Genomic DNA, 18,068 nt, shown 5'->3' on the forward strand with positions numbered 1-18,068 from the left:
CCGCACTTTCCGAGGAAAGTGCGGGATTTTCCCATGATCAAAAACGAAGTAGGAACCCTCAGATCAGATACTGACCAGCATTTTGCCGGTGTTTTCGCCGCGGAGCATGGCCAGGAAGGCTTCGGGGGCCTGGGCGAGGCCGTCGACGACGTTTTCCCGGTAGCGCAGCTCGCCGCTGGCGATCAGCGGCGCGACCTCGGCGATGAAGGTGTCCTTGAGGCTCGCGTGGTCGTTGACCAGCATGCCACGCATGGTGATCCGCTTGCCGATCATCAGCGCCAGATTTCGCGGCGCGGCGCTGGCTTCGGTGTTGTTGTAGACCGAAATCATGCCGCAGGAGGTGATCCGGCCGTGGACGTTGAGGCGGCTGAGCGCGGCCTCCAGGTGGTCACCGCCCACGTTGTCGAAATAGACGTCGATGCCGTCGGGCGCCGCCGCGGCCAGTTGGTCGGCCACTGGGCCGTCTTTGTAGTTGAAGGCCGCGTCGAATCCGAGTTCGTCGGTCAGGTACGCGACCTTGTCCGCGCTGCCGGCGCTGCCGACAACCCTGGAGGCGCCGCGAATCCGGGCCAGCTGCCCCACCACCTGGCCGACCGCGCCGGCCGCGCTGGAGACGAAGACGGCATCGCCCTGCTGGAATTCCGCTGTTTCAGCAGTCCCGCGTACGCGGTGAGACCGGGCATTCCGAGGACGCCCAGATATGCGTTTACCGGCGCGACCGTCGGGTCGACCTTGGTGGCGTTCTTGGCATCCAGCAGCGCGTGGCTCCGCCAGCCCAGCCCGTGCAGCACCACATCGCCCGGCCGCAGACTGTCCACAGTGGACGACACGATCTCGCCGACCGCACCGCCGTCCAGCGCCTCGCCGATCGCGAACGGCGGCACGTACGAACGCGTGTCGTTCATTCGGCCGCGCATGTACGGGTCGACCGTCATGACCAGGTTGCGGACGAGGACCTGACCGGGCGCGGGGTCCGGCAGGGTCGCCTGCGCGATCTCGAAGTTCGCCGCGGTCGGCCAGCCGTGCGGGCGGGACGCGAGCCGGACCTCAGTGGCCAGCGTTGTCATGAGAATGCCTCCTGTCGATGTGTACACTGCTAACATACGGAGAGGAAGTAAGCAGTGTCAACATTGCGTGCCGGCTATCACCATGGTGACCTGCGGGCCGCCTGCCTGGCGGCGGCGCTCAGTCTGCTCGAGGAGGGCGACGAGGGCGACCTGTCGCTGCGCGCGGTGGCCCGCCGCGCCGGAGTCTCGCCGACCGCGCCGTACCGGCATTATCCGGACAAAGACGCGCTGCTCGCCGCGTTGGCCATTCACGGCTACCGGGAGTTGCGGGCCGAGTTGCTGGCCGCGGACTCGGCGGCCGCCGAGGGAGACGAGTACGTGGCGATGGCGCAGGCTTACGTGGCGTATGCGGTGGCCCATCCGGCGCTGTTCCGGCTGATGTTCGACCACGCGTGCACACGATCGCATCCGGAGACGACCGCCGCGTCCGCCGCGGTCACCGAGGTGCTCGCCGCGCGAGTGGCGGCCGCCGTGCCGGCAGCGCAACGGCCGGCCTTCATGATCGGCTGCTGGGCGCTCGTGCACGGCCTCGGTTCGCTGCTGTTGAACGGTAAACTCACCCCCAACGGGCCGGACGAGGTCGCTGAACTCACCCGTGCGGTGGTGGCCACTATGCTCGGCTCCAGCGCGCTGCGGCTCTAGTGAACAGTGGTCCATCGTGGACAGTGGGTTAACTCGAGTTGATTTCCAGCGCGCGGTCGTCGACTGGACTGGCCAAAGATCACAGTTGGGAGACAGTGCCCAGACTCGCACCTTAAGCTGTTTAAGGTTTCGTTACGGTCGGGGAAAAGGAGAGGGGACAGCGGCGATGTCGGTCGGTCGGAAAACGGGGCGGACGGTGGCGGCTGCGATGGCCGCGGCCCTGTTGGTGGGCGGCTGCAGCACGCCGGATTCCGGCAGTGCCATCGACGCGCCGGGCGCTCGTGGCGGCACGCTCCAGCTGCTCGGCCAGTCCGATTTCGAACATTACGATCCCGCGCGGCTTTATGTGACCCCGGAAGAACATCTCGCCGTCCTTTATGCGCCGACGCTGACCTCATATGTGAACGCGGCCGGTCTCGCCGGCACCAAGATCGGCGCGGACGCGGCCACCGACACCGGCCAGCACAACAGCGACTTCACCCAGTGGAGTTTCACCGTACGAAAGAACCTGAGATGGCAGGATGGCAAAGACGTCACCTGCGCTGATTTCAAATACGGTGTGGAACGCTCCTTTTCGTCGCTTCTCACCGATGGCCCGCTCTACCAGCGGCAGTATCTGAAGGGCGGCGACACCTATCAGGGGATTTACACCCAACCGCAGGGCCTGCCGTCGGTGACCTGCACCGGTGACACCATCTCGTACCAACTCCGCCAGCCCGTGCCGGAATTCAACTACGCGGTTACCCTCGGCATTTTCGCGGCCGTACGCAAGGACAAAGACACCGGCGTCAAATACGACAACATGCCTTTCTCGTACGGGCCGTACATGTTCTCCGAGCACGTGAAGGACCAGCGGGTGGTGTTCGTCCGCAACCCACACTGGGATCAGAGCATGGACCATATTCGGCGAAATCTGCCGGACAGCATTGTCTTCACCGTCGGCCTGGACGCGTCGGTGATCACCGACCGGCTGATCCACGACAAGGGCACCGACCAGCAGGCCATTCCGTTCGGCAACACCCAGGTGACCGTGCAGCAGGCGCAGCAGGTGTTCAACGACAGTGGCCTGAGCAAGCGGGTGGTCAGCGGATTTGATGGCTTTGTCTGGTATCTCGCGGTCAACACGGCCAAGGTCAAGGACCTCAAATGCCGGCAGGCGTACGAATATGCGATGAACAAGCAGACCTATCTGACGGCCCTGGGTGGCACCCAGTTTGGTACGTACGCGACCACCATGATCACGCCATCGCTTTCCGCTTACCGCAAAATCGACCCGTACGGACTGGCGAACAAGCCGCAGGGCGACCCGGCCCACGCGAAGCAGTTGATCGCCCAGTCGCCGAGCTGCCCGAAAAACATCAAACTCGATTTCATCAACAATGCTTCCGGTGGCCGTACGGCGGCCGCGATCAAGGCGGCCTTCGCCACACCGCGGGAATCACCGTCACACCGAATCCCATTGCCCGCAACCAGTTCTACACGACGGTCGGCAAGCCCTCGACCGAGGACGAGCTGGTCTATGCCAGTTGGTCCGCCGACTGGCCGTCCGCCTCGACGGTGATTCCGCCGCTTTTCGATGGTCGGCAGATTGTCCAGAACGGCAACCAGAACTTGGCGCAACTCAACGACCCGGCCATCATTTCGGCAATGGACGCGGCCGCCAAGATCACCGACCCGGCCGCCGCGCAGGCCGCCTGGGCCGCGCTCGACCTGCAGGTGCAACAGCAGGCGGCCACCATTCCCCTGCGCTACAGCAAGGCCGTCTACCTCGTCGGCTCCAAGGTGACCGGTGCCCGCCTGCACTCCCAATACAGCGACATCAGCCTCCTCAACGTCGGCGTCCAGCAGTAACCAGCACTCCGGACGAACAGTCAACAGCCTGCGCTCATGTAGAGAGCCTCGCGTGGCCGGCAGATAGGTAGCAGGCAACGAACAGGAGCGCTGTGTAGCCGCGAGGCAACTCGAAGAGGATGGACTCGTTGACTGTCGAGTGGGAAGCAGGGCGTTGGATCCGAACAAGCATCAAGGGACTTCGGCGAGGCATTCTTGAGGTTGCTACCTCCGCTTCACCACCAATCCGGCCGTAGATTTTGATAGCAACGCTGCGGAGCGAGAGATTCGGATGATCAAAATCCGGCAGAAAGTGTCCGGCTGCCTACGAACCATGACCGGCGCCCGCCAGTTCTGCGCGATCCGCAGCTACCTCGCCACCGCCGCAAAACACGGAAGGCATTTTTTCTTCGACGCACTCACCCAACTCGCCATGGGCAATCCCTGGATGCCCGAAACCACTTGGCCAGTGACACTGGGTCATCGCGGATCAAGTCGATGCCGGCCTCGATACGGTCTGCGGCTCGGGCCGCTGCCGCAAGATTTTCGTGCGCCTCGCTGGTGAAATCCTGGAGGTGTTCGCCTGGTTGACCGATTTCCCGCCTGACGGCGGGAAATCCAGGAGCGGTAAGCGCGTACGAGTGGATACAGAACTGTCGTAAGTGAGTCAGTTGACTGATCAGCGAGGTCGGCCAACTTGTGCATGTCCAGTTCCAGATCGCCGAGTTCAGGGAGATCGGGGTCTGCTTCAGCGCTTGACGCGTCGGTCGCGGGAATTTCGTAAAAGGGGACTGAACGCGTTGCTACACGTATTGCGCGCATGGGATTGCTCGGCGTCGACTCGGCGTGTGTTGCCGACCCGCTACCAAAGGCGAACTCAGGATGGAATCGGCATGCCATCGCCAGCCGCCGACGCTATGCCTGGTCGTCAAGGTCGCCGCCTCCTATCTTCTCCAGGAAGGTTCCAGCGCACGAGCGCGGTCAGAGGTGTCCCGCGACGAGAACCGGGCACCCAAAGCTGTTAAGGTTCAAGTCTACGGAATTCGTCCTGCTGTACATAGTCAGTTTTGGGAGTCGTCGTGGCTGAACTAATTGCAAAGCCGAAGCGTCTCCTGGACCGAGACCGTGAGTGGTCCCTGTTGCGTGAGTTCCTGTTGGACCCAGCGGTGCAGCTGCGGCAGGCGATCGTGTCCGGCCGGCGGCGCAACGGGAAGTCGTTCCTGCTGGAGGCACTGACTGAAGCCGCAGGGGGGCTCTACTTGACGGCGATACAAGAGGAAGGCAGGGTCCTCGCGCTTCAGCGATTCAGCGAGTTGATCGCTGCCCACGCCGGAGTGCGCCCTGGAGCGCTCCGCCTCGACGGATGGCAGGACGTACTGTCCCACCGCTCTCGACGTCGTCAATCGGGCACCAGGCGCATCGCTGCTTGTGATCGACGAGCTGCCGTACTTGTTGCAGCACTCGCCGGAGGTGCCGGGGTTCTTGCAGTTGCTGTACGACCAGTCACAGTTCGGCAAGGCGCCTGGTGGGCGAATCGTGCTGTGCGGGTCCGCGATGAGCATCATGAGTGAGCTGCTGTCGGGCACGAAGCCGCTGCGCGGGAGAGCCGTGCTTGACCTACGGCTGCCGGCGTTCGACTTCCGTACGGCTCGTATCCATTGGGGTGTGGAGGATCCAGCTACGGCGCTACTGGTTGACTCGGTCCTTGAGCCTGTCACGATTTCTGTGTAAGCCGGAGGTGATTGGCTTACTTGTCTTATTATATCAGAATGTTAGGCGGCCGGGGAATAGTGGGGTGAGGGTGTTGAGTGCTATTTTCCAGCCCCAGGTGCCTGTTCCTGAGGCTCCGCCGCGTTGGGTGGAGATGTTGCGTAGTCCGAGGTAGATGAGTTTCATGGCTGCGTCTTTGTCGGGGAAGTGTCCGCGGTTTTTGGTGATTTTGCGGAGTTGGAAGTTGATGGATTCGATTTGGTTGGTGGTGTAGACAATTTTCCGGAGTTCTGCGGGGTAGTCCAGGAAGGGGGTGAAGTCGTTCCAGGCGTTGTTCCACACGTCGACGGCTCCGGGGTATTGTTTGCCGTGGGTCTTGGCGACGCGTCGCGGGCGAGCTCGGCGGCCTCCAGGGTGGGCGCGGTATAGATCTCGCGCATCGACGCGGCCAGTGGTTTGCGGTCCTTGTAGGACACGAACCGCATGGCGTTGCGGATGACGTGCACGACGCAGGTTTGCACTACGGTGTCAGGGAAGATTGAGCGGATCGCGTCCGGGAGCCCGGTCAGCCCGTCGCAGCACGCGATGAGGATGTCCCGCACGCCGCGGTTGCGCAAGTCCGTCAGGACCTTGGCCCAGAACTTGGCTCCCTCGGTGTCCTGGATCCAGCATCCGAGGGAGTGTTTGCGGCCGTCCACGTCCACTCCGATGGCCAGGTACGCGACCTTGGTGGTGACCACGCCGTTGTCCTTGATTCGGACCCGGATCCCGTCGATGTAGAGGATCGGGTAGACCTCGTCCAGCGGCCGTGACTGCCACAGCTTGATCTCGTCGACGACCACGTCGGTGATGTTCGAGATCAACTCCCGGGACGCGTTTACTCCATATATTTCAAGTAAATGCGCCTCGATGTCACGAGTTGTCATTCCTCGCGAGTACAAAGACAGGATCATGTCATCGATATTCCCCAAACGACGGGCACGTTTGGGTACGATCGTGGGCTCGAACGTCCCGTTCCGGTCCCGCGGCACCTCGATCTGGACCGGGCCGCTGAGCGTGGACACGGTCTTGCGGGTTAGCCCGTTCCGGGAGTTGCCGGACCCGCGTCCCTCCGGCGCGCCGTGCTCATAGCCCAGGTGGTCGCTCATCTCGACCTGCAACGTCCGATCCAGCACCGCCTTGGTCATCTGGTTCAGCAGACCGTTCGCCCCGTCTACCGGCGTCCCAGTGGCCTTCGCGTCCGCTAGTAGAGCATCGATCGTCGCGGTCGAGAGCGCCCCCGTCAGCCGCGCAGCCGCCGTCTCATCATCACGACGAGACGAAATGTTCCGAGTCATACGGTGTCCCTTCCGACCAACCAACAGGCCAGTCGATTGGGTACACCTCCGGCTTACACACTTGGCATGACACGCCCCGGTCCTTGGCGGCGCTCCTGGTTATCAGCCGTTGACCTCGGGAAAGCCTCCGCGCAATCCCCAAGAGTTCGACGACTGGGTCGTACATACGTTGTTAGATCCGGGTCGCGCACTCTACTCGCGGGTGGAGGCGGAGTTCCTGCTCCGCGAAGATCCGCGGATCACTCATCGCACTTTGTACTACGATCTACTTTCCGCAGTGGCGCAAGGTGCGTCCACTCCCTCGAAGATCGGAGCGATGCTGGAAAAACAGCGCTCGGCGGTGGCCGCGCCCCTCGATGTGCTGGAATCCACCGGCTACCTGCGCAAGGAGCAGGATCTGCTCAAAGGGCGCAGTCCCGTGATCACCGTCGCCGATCCGGTCATTCGGTTCAACCAGCTCATCACCTTGCCTATGGTCGACCTCATCGAACATGGCCGAGCGCAGGTGGCATGGCAGGACTCAAAGCCAACCTTTCACTCGAAGATTCTCGGCCCGCACTTTGAGGAGACTGCTCGGGAGTGGACCCGCGCATTTGCCTTCGACGAGACTCCCGTACGCGTAGGCGCGGTTGGGTCGGCCGAGATCGCGGACCCTGCTGCTCGTACCAAGCATGAGATCGACGTTCTGGCTCTTGCGCCGGGGGAGCGACCGCAGTCCTCGCACGCGCAGGTCGTGCTCTTGGGCGAGGCCAAGGCCACCCAACAGCCGCGCGGCATGAAGGACGTAGAACGTCTCGAACGTCTCCGTGACCTGCTCGAGGACCAAGGCCACCATAGCCGCGATGCGGTTCTTGCGCTGTACTCCTTGCACGGCTTCTATCCCGACTTGGTGCAGGCCGCTGGCAGGCGCCAGGATTTGTTGCTGATCGATATCGACGCCCTTTACGGGGACGGTCAGGTGCGCGGCGGCTGAACCCAAATGCAGCCGCGGGTTACGGGTGCGTTGGAAGAGCTGAGGCATGGAAGGCCACGTCGACCGTGGCAGTGAAGAAAATCTTCCACCTCGTCGCCACTGGTCACGAGCTTCACAAATGCGATGTCGAGTCGACACCGTGTCGCGGCGAACTGCACGTCGAACTCGTCGAGTGTAAGTCGCCTGATGACCTTGAGGGCCCATACCGGCGGACGCATCTGGTCTTCCGGGATATCTTTCTTGGCCGAGGACAGGGGGTTCCGTACCAAAGAAATCGAGGAGCAGCGCCGCGCCCTTGTCATCAAATACGTGAAGAACCCGTTCGGCTGCTCGCGTCGCATCCTCCCAGAACGGTTGCCACTGTTCCTCTTCATCCCATACATGCGGGCGCTGGAAGGGAGGAATGATATAGTGAATATGAGTGCCGAAAATATCCTCGGGCGTCGTGGTGGCGACCTTCATAGACTGGTTCCTGGCCTCGTATCTATTTGAACAGGGACGTTATGGCCGCAACGACAATGCCGAAGGCAGCTACGATGGCTCGCCGGATAACGCGCCGTCGAGTCGCCTGCTCGCGCCGGATTTCGAGCTTGTATCGCTCGACCTCGGCTGGATCGACCGAGATCGTTCTCCACTCGTCGGTTACGATCACGTAGAGGAGCTTGCCCAGAAGCGTTTGAGCCTCGATAACGGCGGAGGTTTCGGTCGGCAGCCTCAGCTGCAGTCCCTGGATTTTGTCCGCGATGGCCCGGCCGTGGGCGGCCAATGTCGTACGATTGTCGCCTTGACCCAGCACAAGCGAATGAGCAGTGTGCCTCGCCAGCTGAGACGAGACGAGACTTAACTCCGACTGGAGCTGTTGCCTGGCGTCCTCTGGTTGGTTGCTGGTAGTCAGCTGGACTGCTCTGGTCGTGGAGCCCACCAGCGTGTATATCTCCTTCGCCAGTCTGTGCCGTTCGACAAAGAACCATGCGAGGGCAAGGAGGATGGAGATGGCAACAATAAAGACGATCCTCGGCAACCGCTCGTCTCCGAATATCCACTGCGGCACCGCATTGCCGAACATGGCCGTCAGTACGGAGAAAATCGCCAGAACCACGAGCGGCGGCAGGAAGATCATCAGTAGCGCATTGACTCTTGTGGCCAGAGTGCGCTCGTCGTCTTTGACGCAGTAGTTCTCTACCTTTGTCCAGCGCTGCTCCTGCATTCTCGGATCGGCGTGAAGTTTGCAGTCCTGAATCCGGCTCGAGTGCGACTTTCTGGACGCTTTTTTCGCGCCACTGGCCGCCAGATCAATGAGGCAGAGAGTACCGGTTGCAGAATTATCGTTATGCTTAATGTGTACAACCAGAAGAGACCTACGGTGGTAGCTGCTGTGACCATCTCATTTCCCCTGTCTGTGATTCACCTGCGGCATTGTTTAGAACAGCATCGACTCGTCCGCCTGGTCAGGCGCAGTTTTGCGCTTGGCGGCCGGCTTTACTCTCTTCTTGTCGTGCAAACCCTGTGCTACTTCCTCACGATAACGCTCGTGATTCAGCTCCAGAAGTCAATCAAGAATCTCAACCTGCACATCCGGCGCAATCGTGGACCGTCGCCCCTGCCGCGTCTGATGAAACCCATGCCGAGGTCCAGATCACCCCACCCATACGCCTCGGCCGTCGCGTAGTCGATCTCCGTGTGAATCTTCCGCAACCGCTGAGTCACCGTCACCTATTGGCCAGGTGCGGTTCGACTCGGTCTGGGGCAGGTGCACGGTGGAGGCCAGCACCCGTACGGTTGGGGAGCGTGCAAGCATGGAGAGGCGATGATGGCGATCCGCCGGGTGCCGCCGGAGATGTTCCGGTTCGCCATTGGCGACAACGCTGAGTCGTACGTAGCGATCCCGCACGAGTTCGGTGAGGCCAACGAGCGGCTGGAGATGGCGCTCCTGCAAACGGTGTTCTGCTGCCGGCATTCGGGGTCGACGTGATAGGCGACCAGCACGCGCTGGACGACCAGAGCCGCCCGTCCGGTCCTGTCTTACGGGCGGTGGGCACGATTTTCGGAAACGAGCCGCTGGTCACGGCGCAGCATCGCCGGCTGCTCCGGGAGAACGCGGGCGTCTCCGCCGATGAGCTGTCCACACTCGTACTGACCGCCGGCATCCACCCAGACGACAAACTCATTGGCCGCGGCTTACTTCACCGTCTGCGCGAACGCCGGCCAGGCTGCCGTCTTGCCCTGGCCCATCTTTGGGCGAGCGTCATTCTTTCTTTTCCGGCAGCGAAATCTGGGGGTCGAGAATCCGGCGTACTGGCCCTGGCACTGTCCAGCTTCGGCCCGCGCCGCCCGCCGCTGGTGAGCCTGTCCGGTTGGCCGAGCACCGTCGGCGGTCTGCTGCTGCGCAGCCTCCAATGCCGGGTCAACTACCACGGCGACTTCGGACGGCGAGGGCATTCGGATTGCCGTGTACCTGATGGACCAAACCGGCGCCGTGCCTTGGCGGATGTCCATTTTGGACTAAGTGGCCGGCATACGCGGAATCGTCTCCGGCCCTGGCGTCGGCCGCGTCACGGACGCGCCGTGGGATCCAGCGCTGGCCGACGCCATGCGCGAACTTGGCACAGCGGTCTTCGGGGAGCGGGTCGCGACGGCCCTTCTCGATGAGCTGGCTCCGGCCGCCACTGGGATTGAGCGGGAAGTACAGTACCGGCGTGACTGATCAGGAGAGAAGTGCAGGGGCCGTTCGTGAGGAGGAGGAAAAGGGGCGGGATCGGCGGTTTCCGCTGGGGCGGCATCACGGGCTGTCCGACGGGGTGTTCTCGATCGCGATGACGTTGCTCGTGTTGGACATCAAGATCCCGCAGAACCTGAGCTCGCAGGCAATGGTGGAGGCGCTGAACAAAACGGCGTTGCCGGCATTCGCGACCTTCATCCTGTCGTTCTACGTGATCGGTTCGCAGTGGATGGCGCATCACGAGATGTTCCACGACATCGGGTACGCCGACCGTCGGATGTCGCTGTTCAACCTGCAGTATCTGCTGGTCATCGCGGTCATGCCGTTCCCGTCGTACTTGCTGGCCAACTATGGCGGCCAACCGATCGCGGTGGCTATCTACGCGATCAGCATCGGGCTCGGTGGGCTGATGCGGGCGCGGCTGCAGTGGTACGCGCTGAGCAACAACCTGCTGAAAGCTGGCGTGGATCCCAAAGCGTGGCGTAAGGACGCCATCAACGCGGTGGTGTTCGGGCTGGTGTTCATCTGCTCGGCGGCGCTGGCGTACATCAGCCCGATCGCGACCTATGCGTGCTGGTTCGTCGTCCTGGGCGGCTGGGCGGTGCTCAGTCGGACGGGGGTGTTCGGGGTGCTAAAGCAACGGTTTGGACGCAAGTAGGCGCGACTTCCAGCTGGCGGCCGGCCGGATGATGTCGGTGGACGGGTGCGGCTGGCCCCACCGAGCCCGCAGCTGGTTGATCAGGGTGCCGAGCGCGACCATCGGCAGCAGCAGGTAGCCCAGGATGACCATCACGGCGATCTGCGTGGAGGCGGCGAGGGCGGTGGTAATGGAGGCCGTGTCGTACGCGGCGTGGGCCAGGATGAGCGGCCAGAGCCGGCGGTAGCGGCGGTAGAAGAGGACCGACAAGTACGCCCAGCCGAGCAGCGACACGACGCTGATGCCGTAGTAGATGTGGTAGCTGCCACGCAGCACGACCAACGCGAGGGTGATCAGCCAGACCGGCCAGCCGAGCCGCTCCAGTAGCCGGTAGGCGAGCCCGAGCGCCACCACTTCCTCGGCCACCGCGGTCGGGATTGCCAGCAGCAGCGCGATCACGATGGCCCGAATGAGCTGACCGGCGTCACCGCCGGTGATCTCCGGGCTGGTGGCGAAGCCGCCGAACACCTGCCGCAGCAGCACGCCGACCAAGCCGCCCAGCAGCAGCGCGGGGAGGTAAAGACCACTCAGCGTGAGACCGGTGTCCGAAGCCAGCATTGGCAGCGAGCCGGGCCGTAGGCCGAGATTAAGCAGCCGATCGCCAGACATCCGTAGGACCAGGAAAGCGACACCAACAGCGGCGAAAAAAGCAGCACCGCTTGAAGAAGTACGCCGACCAGCGTGTCCCCGAAACCGTTACGGAGGTCGATGCCGGCGACCGGGCTGGTCGGGCCGCCGCGTTGCAGAGCGAGGGTCGCCGTCGTCACCCACAGCAACGGACCGAAGAGCAGCGCAAGCGCAAGCGCGAGGCCCACTTTCCAGTGTCGGGTCGGGCCGGCGTACGGCACCGGCGATCTCGGCTCGAACCACAGGTCCATCGCGGACGTGAGTACGCGGTGCGGCTGCTGCCACCACCAGGGTCGGCTGGGTTGCTCCGGGCTGGGCTCCAGAACGGCGGCTCCGGGCGCGTACAGGCCCGGAGACTCCGGCGCTGGCTGCTCATCCATGCTTCGAACTGTGACACGGGACATCAATCATGCGCAGCTCGGGCACCCCCGGGTGAGACTGGGAGCGTGACGCAGATAGAAGGCGCGCTGGAGCGTGCGACAGCGGTCGAAGAGACCGGCGACGGCCGATACCGGGTCCAGCTGGACCCCGACTGGTCGGTCGTGGGGATGCTCAACGGCGGCTACCTGAACCTCCCGATGGCCCGCGCGGCCGCGTACGCGTCGCCGCATCCGCACGTCGTCGCCATCACCACCGACTACCTGTCTGCGCCGGCCGCGGGCGAGGCCGAGGTGCGGGTGGACACGCTGAAGACCGGCAAGACGGTGGCCTATCACCGGACGACGCTCGTCCAGAACGACGTGGTGACGCTGTCGTCGTCAGTGATCACCAGCCGGCTCTCCGACGAGCCGGCGGACACGTACGCCCGCGAGGTGCCGCTGCCGCTCGTACGCCCGGAGGACTGCCGGCGGGTGCCGGTGGAGATCCCCGGCGGGCTGGAGTACGGCCTGATGCGGCATGTCGACCTGCGGATGACACCGGAGTCGGAGGCCGCGATGACCCAGTCGGACGGGTCGTTGGCGGTGTCCGGGTGGGTACGAGCGGCCGACGGCTCGCCGACCGACCCTTATTTGGCGCTGCTGGCCGTGGACGCTCTGCCGCCAGTCACCCGAACCATCGGCCGCTGGGGTTGGGCGCCGACCGTCCAGCTGTCCACCTACCTGCGGGCCGTGCCGGCCCCTGGATGGCTGCGCGCGTACATGCACGGGGACTTCGTCTCCGACGGCTGGTTCGACGAAGAGTGCACGGTCTACGACGAGAACGGCCAGCTGGTCGCCCAGTCCCGGCAACTCGCCAGGGTGCCTCGCTAATGGCCGCAGTTCCTGCGGCGGCGCGTCCGGATCGTGTCGCCGGGGTGCCCAAAGGGCGGGCGCCCCACCGCCGCGATCCTGGGCGGCCTTCGGCCGCCGCGCGGGCGGGGTTGGGTTGAAGGCTGTGCCTCTGGCCGCAGTTCCTGCGGCGGCGCGTCCGGATCGTGTCGCCGGGGTGCCCAAAGGGCGGGCGCCCCACCGCCGCGATCCTGGGCGGCCTTCGGCCGCCGCGCGGGCGGGGTTGGGTTGAAGGCTGTGCCTCTGGCCGCAGTTCCTGCGGCGGCGCGTCCGGATCGTGTCGCCGGGGTGCCCAAAGGGCGGGCGCCCCACCGCCGCGATCCTGGGCGGCCTTCGGCCGCCGCGCGGGCGGGGCTGGGTTGAAGGCCGGTGCCGCTCGGATGGGTGTGAAGTACTTGCTACGGCGTGAAAATGTCGTATCCATACTGTTTTCTTGCCCCCACCCAGTGATCGGGTGGGGGGTGGGTTTGAGGACGCGCGCGCGAGAAAATTTTGCAATTGGGTAGGTGCGGCGCGAGTGGGGCGCGAGGGCTGGGTGGTGAGATGGCGGGCGCGGTCAGGGGTCGAAATCTGGGCGAACACTCGCCTTTCGTTCGATAGCGGTTGACAACGTTCCCAGGTGCCGGTTGGCTGGCCGCAGCCATGCTGCCCGATCCGTGCCAGGAGGCGGTTATCCGTGCCAAAATCCACTCGTCTGCTCGCGATCGCGGCCGCCGCCACGTTCCTGTTGGCGCCGGCGGTGCCGGCAAACCGCGGCGCCGGCGGCCGCGGTCTGCAACAAATACTGTGACCAGCGTGATCCGGCGGTGGCGGCCGGCGACCGGACGCCCGTTAACGCAACTGTCTTCGGCCGGCAGATCGTGCTGCACATCTCCGACGGCGACAACATGGGCTGGGCGAGCATCGACAACGGCGACCCCACCGACGAGGTGTGGCTGGACCGCTCGTTCGATGGCGGCAACAGTTGGTCGAGCGGCAGCAAGCTCGGCGACACCACGATTCCGACCGGCCAGCGTGGCTGGCGGACGCTGATGTACAACGTCGACGACCCGGCGAACCACGGCGTCGGCGCGCTGCGTGCCTGCGGGAAGGCCGGCAACCGCTCGGACATCGCTTGTACGCCGTGGGCCCGCTCGACGGTCAACGCGGGCACCCACGCGGACGCGGCGGCGACCGCGCTGATGCAGTTCTACAACAACGGAACCGGCCTGTGGAACACCACCGGCTGGTGGAATTCGGCCAACGACCTGACCGCGTTGATCGACTACAGTCAGCGCTCCGGCTCGACCGCCTATCGCTATGCCATCGCGAACACCTTTGACAAGAACAAAGGCGGCAACTTCACCAACGACTACATGGACGACACCGGCTGGTGGGGGCTCGCGTGGGTTCGCGCGTACGACCTGACCGGCGACAGCCGTTACCTGGATATGGCCAGGACAGACGCCGACTACATCTATTCTTTCAAGGACGGCACATGCGGCGGCGGAATCTACTGGCGGACGCAGAAAGACTACAAGAACGCCGTCACCAACGAGCTTTACATCAAACTCGCCGCGGCCCTGCACAACAGGATCTCCGGTGACACCGGATATCTGGCCAAGGCCACCGAGATCTGGAACTGGTTCGCGGCCAGCGGGATGATCAACGGCAGCCACTTGATCAATGACGGCCTGGACAACTCCACCTGCAAGAACAACGGCCAGACCACCTGGACCTATAACCAGGGCATTGTGTTGGGCGGCCTGGTCGAGCTGAACAAGGCCACCGGCAACGCTGGCTATCTGACCACGGCCCGGCAGATCGCGGACGCGGCCACCACGAGTTCGGTGATCGCGCCGAATGGCATTCTGCGGGAGCCCTGCGAGCCGTCCAGTTGCGGCGGCGACGGACCCTCCTTCAAGGGAGTCTTCGTCCGCAACCTCGGCGAGCTCAGTCGCGCGACTGGCAATGCGTACGCGACTTTCCTTGGCAGGCAAGCCGATTCAGCGTACGCACATGACCGCGATGGGATGGACCGCTACGGCTTGTCGTGGGCCGGACCTCTCGACTCGATCGACGCGGCCCGCCAGCACAGCGCGCTGGATGCGATGACAGCGGCTCTTTGATCCTTTCACCCCACTCCGAAACCCGGGCGAGCTCCTTCGCCCGGGTTTTCCATGTCTGGCAACAATGATAAATGTCAATCACCGATTATCGCTTTGTCACGACGACATTGGTGAGTCGTCGGTGAGCGATGGGTGGGTGAGAATTCCCCGGCTACCGTCACGGTATCCGGCGTCGACGGGGGACCTCATGCCGCGCGGTCGAGTTTTTCTCCTAGTCGCACTGGTTGTATTAACTGTTGGGGTCGGTGCAGTGGTTGTGGCGCGAGCCACGGACAGCACCTCGAAGCCGCCCGTACGCCCGGCGGCGACATCGGCACCAGTCGCCGATTCCGCGCTGCTCGGACGCGCCGAAGAGCTGTTGATTCAGCGGTGCATGCGGGAAGATGGCTTCCAGTATTGGGTCACCACACCGAACCAGATCCCCGACCAGAAGACTTTCCCTTACGTCGTTGACGATGTGGCGTGGGCGAGCCGGCACGGCTATGGGAGTGACCTGTATCGGCAGGTTGATCAATTGCGCGCGGCGGATCCGAACAGCCGCTATCTGGCCACCTTGTCACCACAGCGGCAGCAGGCCGCCGTCACCGCTCTGAATGGCCCGACGCCGACCGGTCTTAAAGCCGTGGTGCCCGGTGGTGGAGTTGTTCAGCACAGTGCACAAGGGTGCGTGTCGGCTGCTGAGCGGACCCTCTACCTCGATCTTTCGGCCTGGTATCAGGCTAAGAAGGTCACCGACACGCTGGCCGGGCTACGCGCGCAGCGGGTGCTGGCAGACCCTGCCTATCTCGCCGCAGTGGGCCACTGGAGCACATGCGTACGAGCGATGGGCTTCGCTTTCGGTACGCCCGACCAAATGCGCGCTTCGGTGTCGTTTTCTGACACGCCGGCCGCGCGGGCGACGGAAATCCGCACAGCGGTCGCCGAGGCGACCTGCGCCAACCGGACGGACCTCGCCGCCACTGCTCACCGGCTTGACGCGCAGTACGCGACGGCGGTCGAGCAGCAATACCGGACCGAGGTCGACAACCGGCACCGGCTGGAAACCGCCGCTGTCGTACGCGCCCCGCGCCGTTGTCTCGTCCTGAGCCGGCGCCCCGGTTTTGCCTGCGTACGCACGCAGGCAAGAGAGGAAGAAGAACGATGAGGACAAGTGTGCAGGCAGTGCTCACCGCGGTCGCGGTGTCGGTCGCCTTGGGTGTTCCGGCAGTCGTCAGCACCGGCGCAGCGGCGGCGCCGGTGCCGTCGGCCGGCCAGCAGGCGATGGGAAATCCGCATCCCAGCAACCTGAAGCCGACCGGGATTCGGCCGTTGGCGGACGGGAATTTCCATGCCTATCGCGAGAGCAACTACGTGAATGGCTGCTACTGGTCGGGTGACTCGGCGAACTGGTTTTTTTTTCCGGCGGCTGCGGGAATTTCAACGACACCGCTTCTTCGGTCTGGAACAACGGGTATGCCGCCAACCTGGACGGGGTGCTGATGTTCAAGGACATCAATTACGGCGGTCCGTTCATGTGCCTGAGCCGTGGAGACAGCTGGGGCGACCTCAACCTCGGCATCGAACGTTTCAGTGACGGCTCTTTCGCCAACGACCAGATCAGCTCGCATCGGTGGAGCGATTTCTGCTGACGTACGCACATTTGTGGCACCGGTCAACGGCGATCGGCGGTCGCGACGAGAAAGTGCATTCTCGCTGGCGGTGAGATGACTGTGAGCCAACGGTGAGGGCCGCTCCCTAACGTCAGGGCCAGGCGCGTACGAAACGGATGCGCGCCAGTCTTGAAGAGGGAGCAAGGCATGGGATTTCAGCGCAGAACACTCGTCAGCCTGGCCGTGACCGGACTGCTGGCTGGCCGGCGGCCTGGTGGCGGCCGCGCCGTCGGCCGCCAACGCGGCGGACGGCTGCAACCAGAACACCGCCAAAACCGCGCGTTCGACCTCGGTGTGGTCGCGTACGATCGAATTGCGGGCCAATACCAACAATGTCTGTGGCTGGGGACGGATTTCCAACGGCGATCCCGGCGACCTGGTCTGGGTGGACCGCAGCTATGACGGCGGCGCGCACTGGGAGCAGCTCAGCATCACCACGATTCCCACCAACAGCCGCACGACCTTTACCGCCGCCTACAACGACCAGGGACACCTGATGCGGGCCTGCGGCAAGGCCGGCAACCGCCCGGAGGTCGCCTGCACCGGTTGGTGGTAGCCGAATGTCGGGAGCCGGCAAGAAAATCCGGCTCCCGAAAACGTCTCAGGCGTACGGCCGTTGGTTATGCCGGCGAGGGCGCGTGATCGCCGGTTCGGCGGCTCGCGGCAATGGCGTGAGCAGCCGCAAATAGGCCGAGGAGAGCTGGCCGCCCGGCTCGACCCCGAGCTGGTCGACCAGTTTTCCGCGAAAATCATGGTAAGCGGCCAATGCCTCGGCTGGCCGGCCGGCCAGCGCGAGCGCTTTCAGCAACCGGCTCCAGAGCGACTCGCGCAGCGGATGCTCGCCGATCAGCGTGCGCAGCTCGGCGATCGCCCGGTCCGCGAGGCCGCGGTTCAGATCGAGATCGATCCGCCGCTCGTACGCGGCGAGGCGTTCTTCGTCGGTCAGCGGCGGGACAATCTCGTCTCGCAGCGGTGACGACGGAATATCCACGAAAGCCGGCCCGCGCCACAACGCGAGCGCCTCGGTGAGGTGATCCCGTTCGGCCGGCGACCGGGCCGAGCGGGCCGCTGCGGCGCTGGTCAGCAGCTGGTGGAACCGGATCAGGTCAACCCGCGTTTCGCTGTCGTTGAGCCGATAGCCGTGCGGGTGCGTGCTGATCACGTCCACCCCGAGGCTGCGTCGCAACCGCCACGCGCAGGTTTGCAGTGCCGCGGCCGTACGCTCGGGTGGCCGTTGGTCCCAGATCAGGTCGGCCAGCCGGTCGAAGCTGACCAGGTGCCCGGCGCGGGCGATCAGCGCGCCGAGCAGTGTCCGTGGTTTTCCGTCCGGGACTTGCACACAACGTCCGGCGACGGTGACTTGCAGTGGCCCGAGCACCCGAATTTCGACATCTTTGCCCATGGTTCCCTTCCGCTGTTTGTCCGCGGGCCCCATCCACCG

Annotated in this window: 19 protein-coding genes and 4 pseudogenes; 17 read left to right on the top strand and 6 right to left on the bottom strand. The window is 64.1% G+C overall.

Features of this window, described 5'->3' with window-relative positions; translation table 11 throughout:
* Window positions 1-63 precede the first annotated feature (63 nt).
* Window positions 64-1,067: pseudogene (locus GNX96_RS32715) on the bottom strand (NADP-dependent oxidoreductase).
* Window positions 1,068-1,121: 54 nt separating this feature from the next.
* Here GNX96_RS32715 and GNX96_RS32720 point away from each other — a divergent pair.
* The 5 genes and pseudogenes from GNX96_RS32720 (at window position 1,122) to GNX96_RS32740 (ending at window position 5,270) form a co-directional block, all read left to right on the top strand.
* Entirely contained in the window at window positions 1,122-1,709 is a 588-nt protein-coding gene (locus tag GNX96_RS32720; protein ID WP_163571829.1) for a TetR/AcrR family transcriptional regulator, read from the top strand.
* Window positions 1,710-1,905: 196 nt separating this feature from the next.
* Window positions 1,906-3,270: an ABC transporter substrate-binding protein gene (locus GNX96_RS32725; protein ID WP_279582107.1), complete on the top strand. Its 1,365-nt coding sequence runs from the start codon at window positions 1,906-1,908 to the stop codon at window positions 3,268-3,270.
* The gene (locus GNX96_RS32730; protein ID WP_163571831.1) at window positions 3,267-3,560 is read left to right on the top strand and encodes a hypothetical protein; all 294 of its coding nucleotides are present in this window, start codon (window positions 3,267-3,269) and stop codon (window positions 3,558-3,560) included. The genes GNX96_RS32725 and GNX96_RS32730 overlap by 4 nt, the downstream gene beginning before the upstream one ends.
* A 220-nt stretch (window positions 3,561-3,780) precedes the next feature.
* Window positions 3,781-4,104, top strand: a pseudogene (locus GNX96_RS32735) (IS66 family transposase); the annotation flags it as partial.
* A gap of 863 nt (window positions 4,105-4,967) precedes the next feature.
* Window positions 4,968-5,270, top strand: coding sequence for an ATP-binding protein (locus GNX96_RS32740; RefSeq protein ID WP_163571832.1), 303 nt, complete (start codon window positions 4,968-4,970; stop codon window positions 5,268-5,270).
* 33 nt (window positions 5,271-5,303) lie between these two features.
* Here GNX96_RS32740 and GNX96_RS32745 read toward each other — a convergent pair.
* A pseudogene (locus tag GNX96_RS32745) lies at window positions 5,304-6,535 on the bottom strand (IS256 family transposase).
* A 253-nt stretch (window positions 6,536-6,788) separates the two neighbouring features.
* Between GNX96_RS32745 and GNX96_RS32750 the strand changes: the two are divergent.
* Complete coding sequence (locus GNX96_RS32750) at window positions 6,789-7,559, top strand: ATP-binding protein (RefSeq protein ID WP_279582108.1); 771 nt, start codon at window positions 6,789-6,791, stop codon at window positions 7,557-7,559.
* 186 nt (window positions 7,560-7,745) lie between these two features.
* Window positions 7,746-8,051, top strand: a complete 306-nt coding sequence (locus tag GNX96_RS32755) for a hypothetical protein (protein WP_163571834.1) — start codon at window positions 7,746-7,748, stop codon at window positions 8,049-8,051.
* Here GNX96_RS32755 and GNX96_RS32760 read toward each other — a convergent pair.
* Window positions 8,044-8,766: a hypothetical protein gene (locus tag GNX96_RS32760; protein ID WP_163571835.1), complete on the bottom strand. Its 723-nt coding sequence runs from the start codon at window positions 8,764-8,766 to the stop codon at window positions 8,044-8,046. The genes GNX96_RS32755 and GNX96_RS32760 overlap by 8 nt on opposite strands.
* A gap of 543 nt (window positions 8,767-9,309) precedes the next feature.
* Between GNX96_RS32760 and GNX96_RS32765 the strand changes: the two genes are divergently transcribed.
* From GNX96_RS32765 to GNX96_RS32780, 4 genes and pseudogenes are all read left to right on the top strand, one after another.
* Window positions 9,310-9,531, top strand: coding sequence for a hypothetical protein (locus GNX96_RS32765; protein WP_279582109.1), 222 nt, complete (start codon window positions 9,310-9,312; stop codon window positions 9,529-9,531).
* Window positions 9,528-9,983: pseudogene (locus GNX96_RS65400) on the top strand (TIGR02679 domain-containing protein); the annotation flags it as partial. The gene GNX96_RS32765 and the pseudogene GNX96_RS65400, both read left to right, overlap by 4 nt.
* Window positions 9,984-10,065: 82 nt before the next feature.
* Window positions 10,066-10,263, top strand: a complete 198-nt coding sequence (locus GNX96_RS65405; protein WP_163571837.1) for a DUF2399 domain-containing protein — start codon at window positions 10,066-10,068, stop codon at window positions 10,261-10,263.
* Window positions 10,256-10,936, top strand: coding sequence for a TMEM175 family protein (locus tag GNX96_RS32780; RefSeq protein ID WP_163571838.1), 681 nt, complete (start codon window positions 10,256-10,258; stop codon window positions 10,934-10,936). Before GNX96_RS65405 ends, GNX96_RS32780 begins: the two co-directional genes overlap by 8 nt.
* On the opposite strand, the gene GNX96_RS32785 is transcribed toward GNX96_RS32780, so the two are convergent.
* The gene (locus GNX96_RS32785; protein WP_163571839.1) at window positions 10,910-11,533 is read right to left on the bottom strand and encodes a CPBP family intramembrane glutamic endopeptidase; all 624 of its coding nucleotides are present in this window, start codon (window positions 11,531-11,533) and stop codon (window positions 10,910-10,912) included. The two genes, GNX96_RS32780 and GNX96_RS32785, sit on opposite strands and share 27 nt — an antisense overlap.
* Entirely contained in the window at window positions 11,503-11,982 is a 480-nt protein-coding gene (locus GNX96_RS32790; protein ID WP_163571840.1) for a hypothetical protein, read from the bottom strand. Before GNX96_RS32790 ends, GNX96_RS32785 begins: the two co-directional genes overlap by 31 nt.
* A 66-nt stretch (window positions 11,983-12,048) precedes the next feature.
* Here GNX96_RS32790 and GNX96_RS32795 point away from each other — a divergent pair, with 66 nt between their 5' ends.
* The 6 genes from GNX96_RS32795 to GNX96_RS32820 all read left to right on the top strand — a co-directional run bounded on the left by GNX96_RS32795 (window position 12,049) and on the right by GNX96_RS32820 (window position 17,183).
* A complete protein-coding gene (locus tag GNX96_RS32795) occupies window positions 12,049-12,852 on the top strand; it encodes a thioesterase family protein (protein ID WP_163571841.1) in 804 nt (267 codons plus the stop codon).
* A gap of 824 nt (window positions 12,853-13,676) precedes the next feature.
* Entirely contained in the window at window positions 13,677-14,978 is a 1,302-nt protein-coding gene (locus tag GNX96_RS32800) for a glycoside hydrolase family 76 protein (protein WP_279582110.1), read from the top strand.
* A gap of 256 nt (window positions 14,979-15,234) precedes the next feature.
* Window positions 15,235-16,122: a hypothetical protein gene (locus tag GNX96_RS32805; RefSeq protein ID WP_163571842.1), complete on the top strand. Its 888-nt coding sequence runs from the start codon at window positions 15,235-15,237 to the stop codon at window positions 16,120-16,122.
* On the top strand, window positions 16,119-16,457 hold the full coding sequence (locus tag GNX96_RS32810) for a hypothetical protein (RefSeq protein WP_163571843.1): 339 nt from the start codon (window positions 16,119-16,121) through the stop codon (window positions 16,455-16,457). The genes GNX96_RS32805 and GNX96_RS32810 overlap by 4 nt, the downstream gene beginning before the upstream one ends.
* Entirely contained in the window at window positions 16,457-16,606 is a 150-nt protein-coding gene (locus tag GNX96_RS32815; RefSeq protein WP_163571844.1) for a hypothetical protein, read from the top strand. Before GNX96_RS32810 ends, GNX96_RS32815 begins: the two co-directional genes overlap by 1 nt.
* A 235-nt stretch (window positions 16,607-16,841) precedes the next feature.
* Entirely contained in the window at window positions 16,842-17,183 is a 342-nt protein-coding gene (locus GNX96_RS32820; protein ID WP_163571845.1) for a glycosyl hydrolase, read from the top strand.
* A gap of 45 nt (window positions 17,184-17,228) precedes the next feature.
* Here GNX96_RS32820 and GNX96_RS32825 read toward each other — a convergent pair whose 3' ends face one another.
* Window positions 17,229-18,029, bottom strand: coding sequence for an AfsR/SARP family transcriptional regulator (locus GNX96_RS32825; RefSeq protein ID WP_279582111.1), 801 nt, complete (start codon window positions 18,027-18,029; stop codon window positions 17,229-17,231).
* Window positions 18,030-18,068: the final 39 nt, after the last annotated feature.

This window comes from Fodinicola feengrottensis (assembly GCF_010993775.1).
Lineage (GTDB): Bacteria > Actinomycetota > Actinomycetes > Mycobacteriales > HKI-0501 > Fodinicola > Fodinicola feengrottensis.

What these genes read in the sequence shown, in the direction of transcription:
- GNX96_RS32755 (WP_163571834.1), top strand. Translation starts at nt 7,746, where the DNA reads ATGACCTTGAGGGCCCATACCGGCGGACGCATCTGGTCTTCCGGGATA.
- GNX96_RS32760 (WP_163571835.1), bottom strand. Translation starts at nt 8,766, where the DNA reads ATGCAGGAGCAGCGCTGGACAAAGGTAGAGAACTACTGCGTCAAAGAC.
- GNX96_RS32785 (WP_163571839.1), bottom strand. Translation starts at nt 11,533, where the DNA reads ATGCTGGCTTCGGACACCGGTCTCACGCTGAGTGGTCTTTACCTCCCC.
- GNX96_RS32790 (WP_163571840.1), bottom strand. Translation starts at nt 11,982, where the DNA reads ATGGATGAGCAGCCAGCGCCGGAGTCTCCGGGCCTGTACGCGCCCGGA.
- GNX96_RS32810 (WP_163571843.1), top strand. Translation starts at nt 16,119, where the DNA reads ATGAGGACAAGTGTGCAGGCAGTGCTCACCGCGGTCGCGGTGTCGGTC.
- GNX96_RS32815 (WP_163571844.1), top strand. Translation starts at nt 16,457, where the DNA reads ATGTTCAAGGACATCAATTACGGCGGTCCGTTCATGTGCCTGAGCCGT.
- GNX96_RS32825 (WP_279582111.1), bottom strand. Translation starts at nt 18,029, where the DNA reads ATGGGCAAAGATGTCGAAATTCGGGTGCTCGGGCCACTGCAAGTCACC.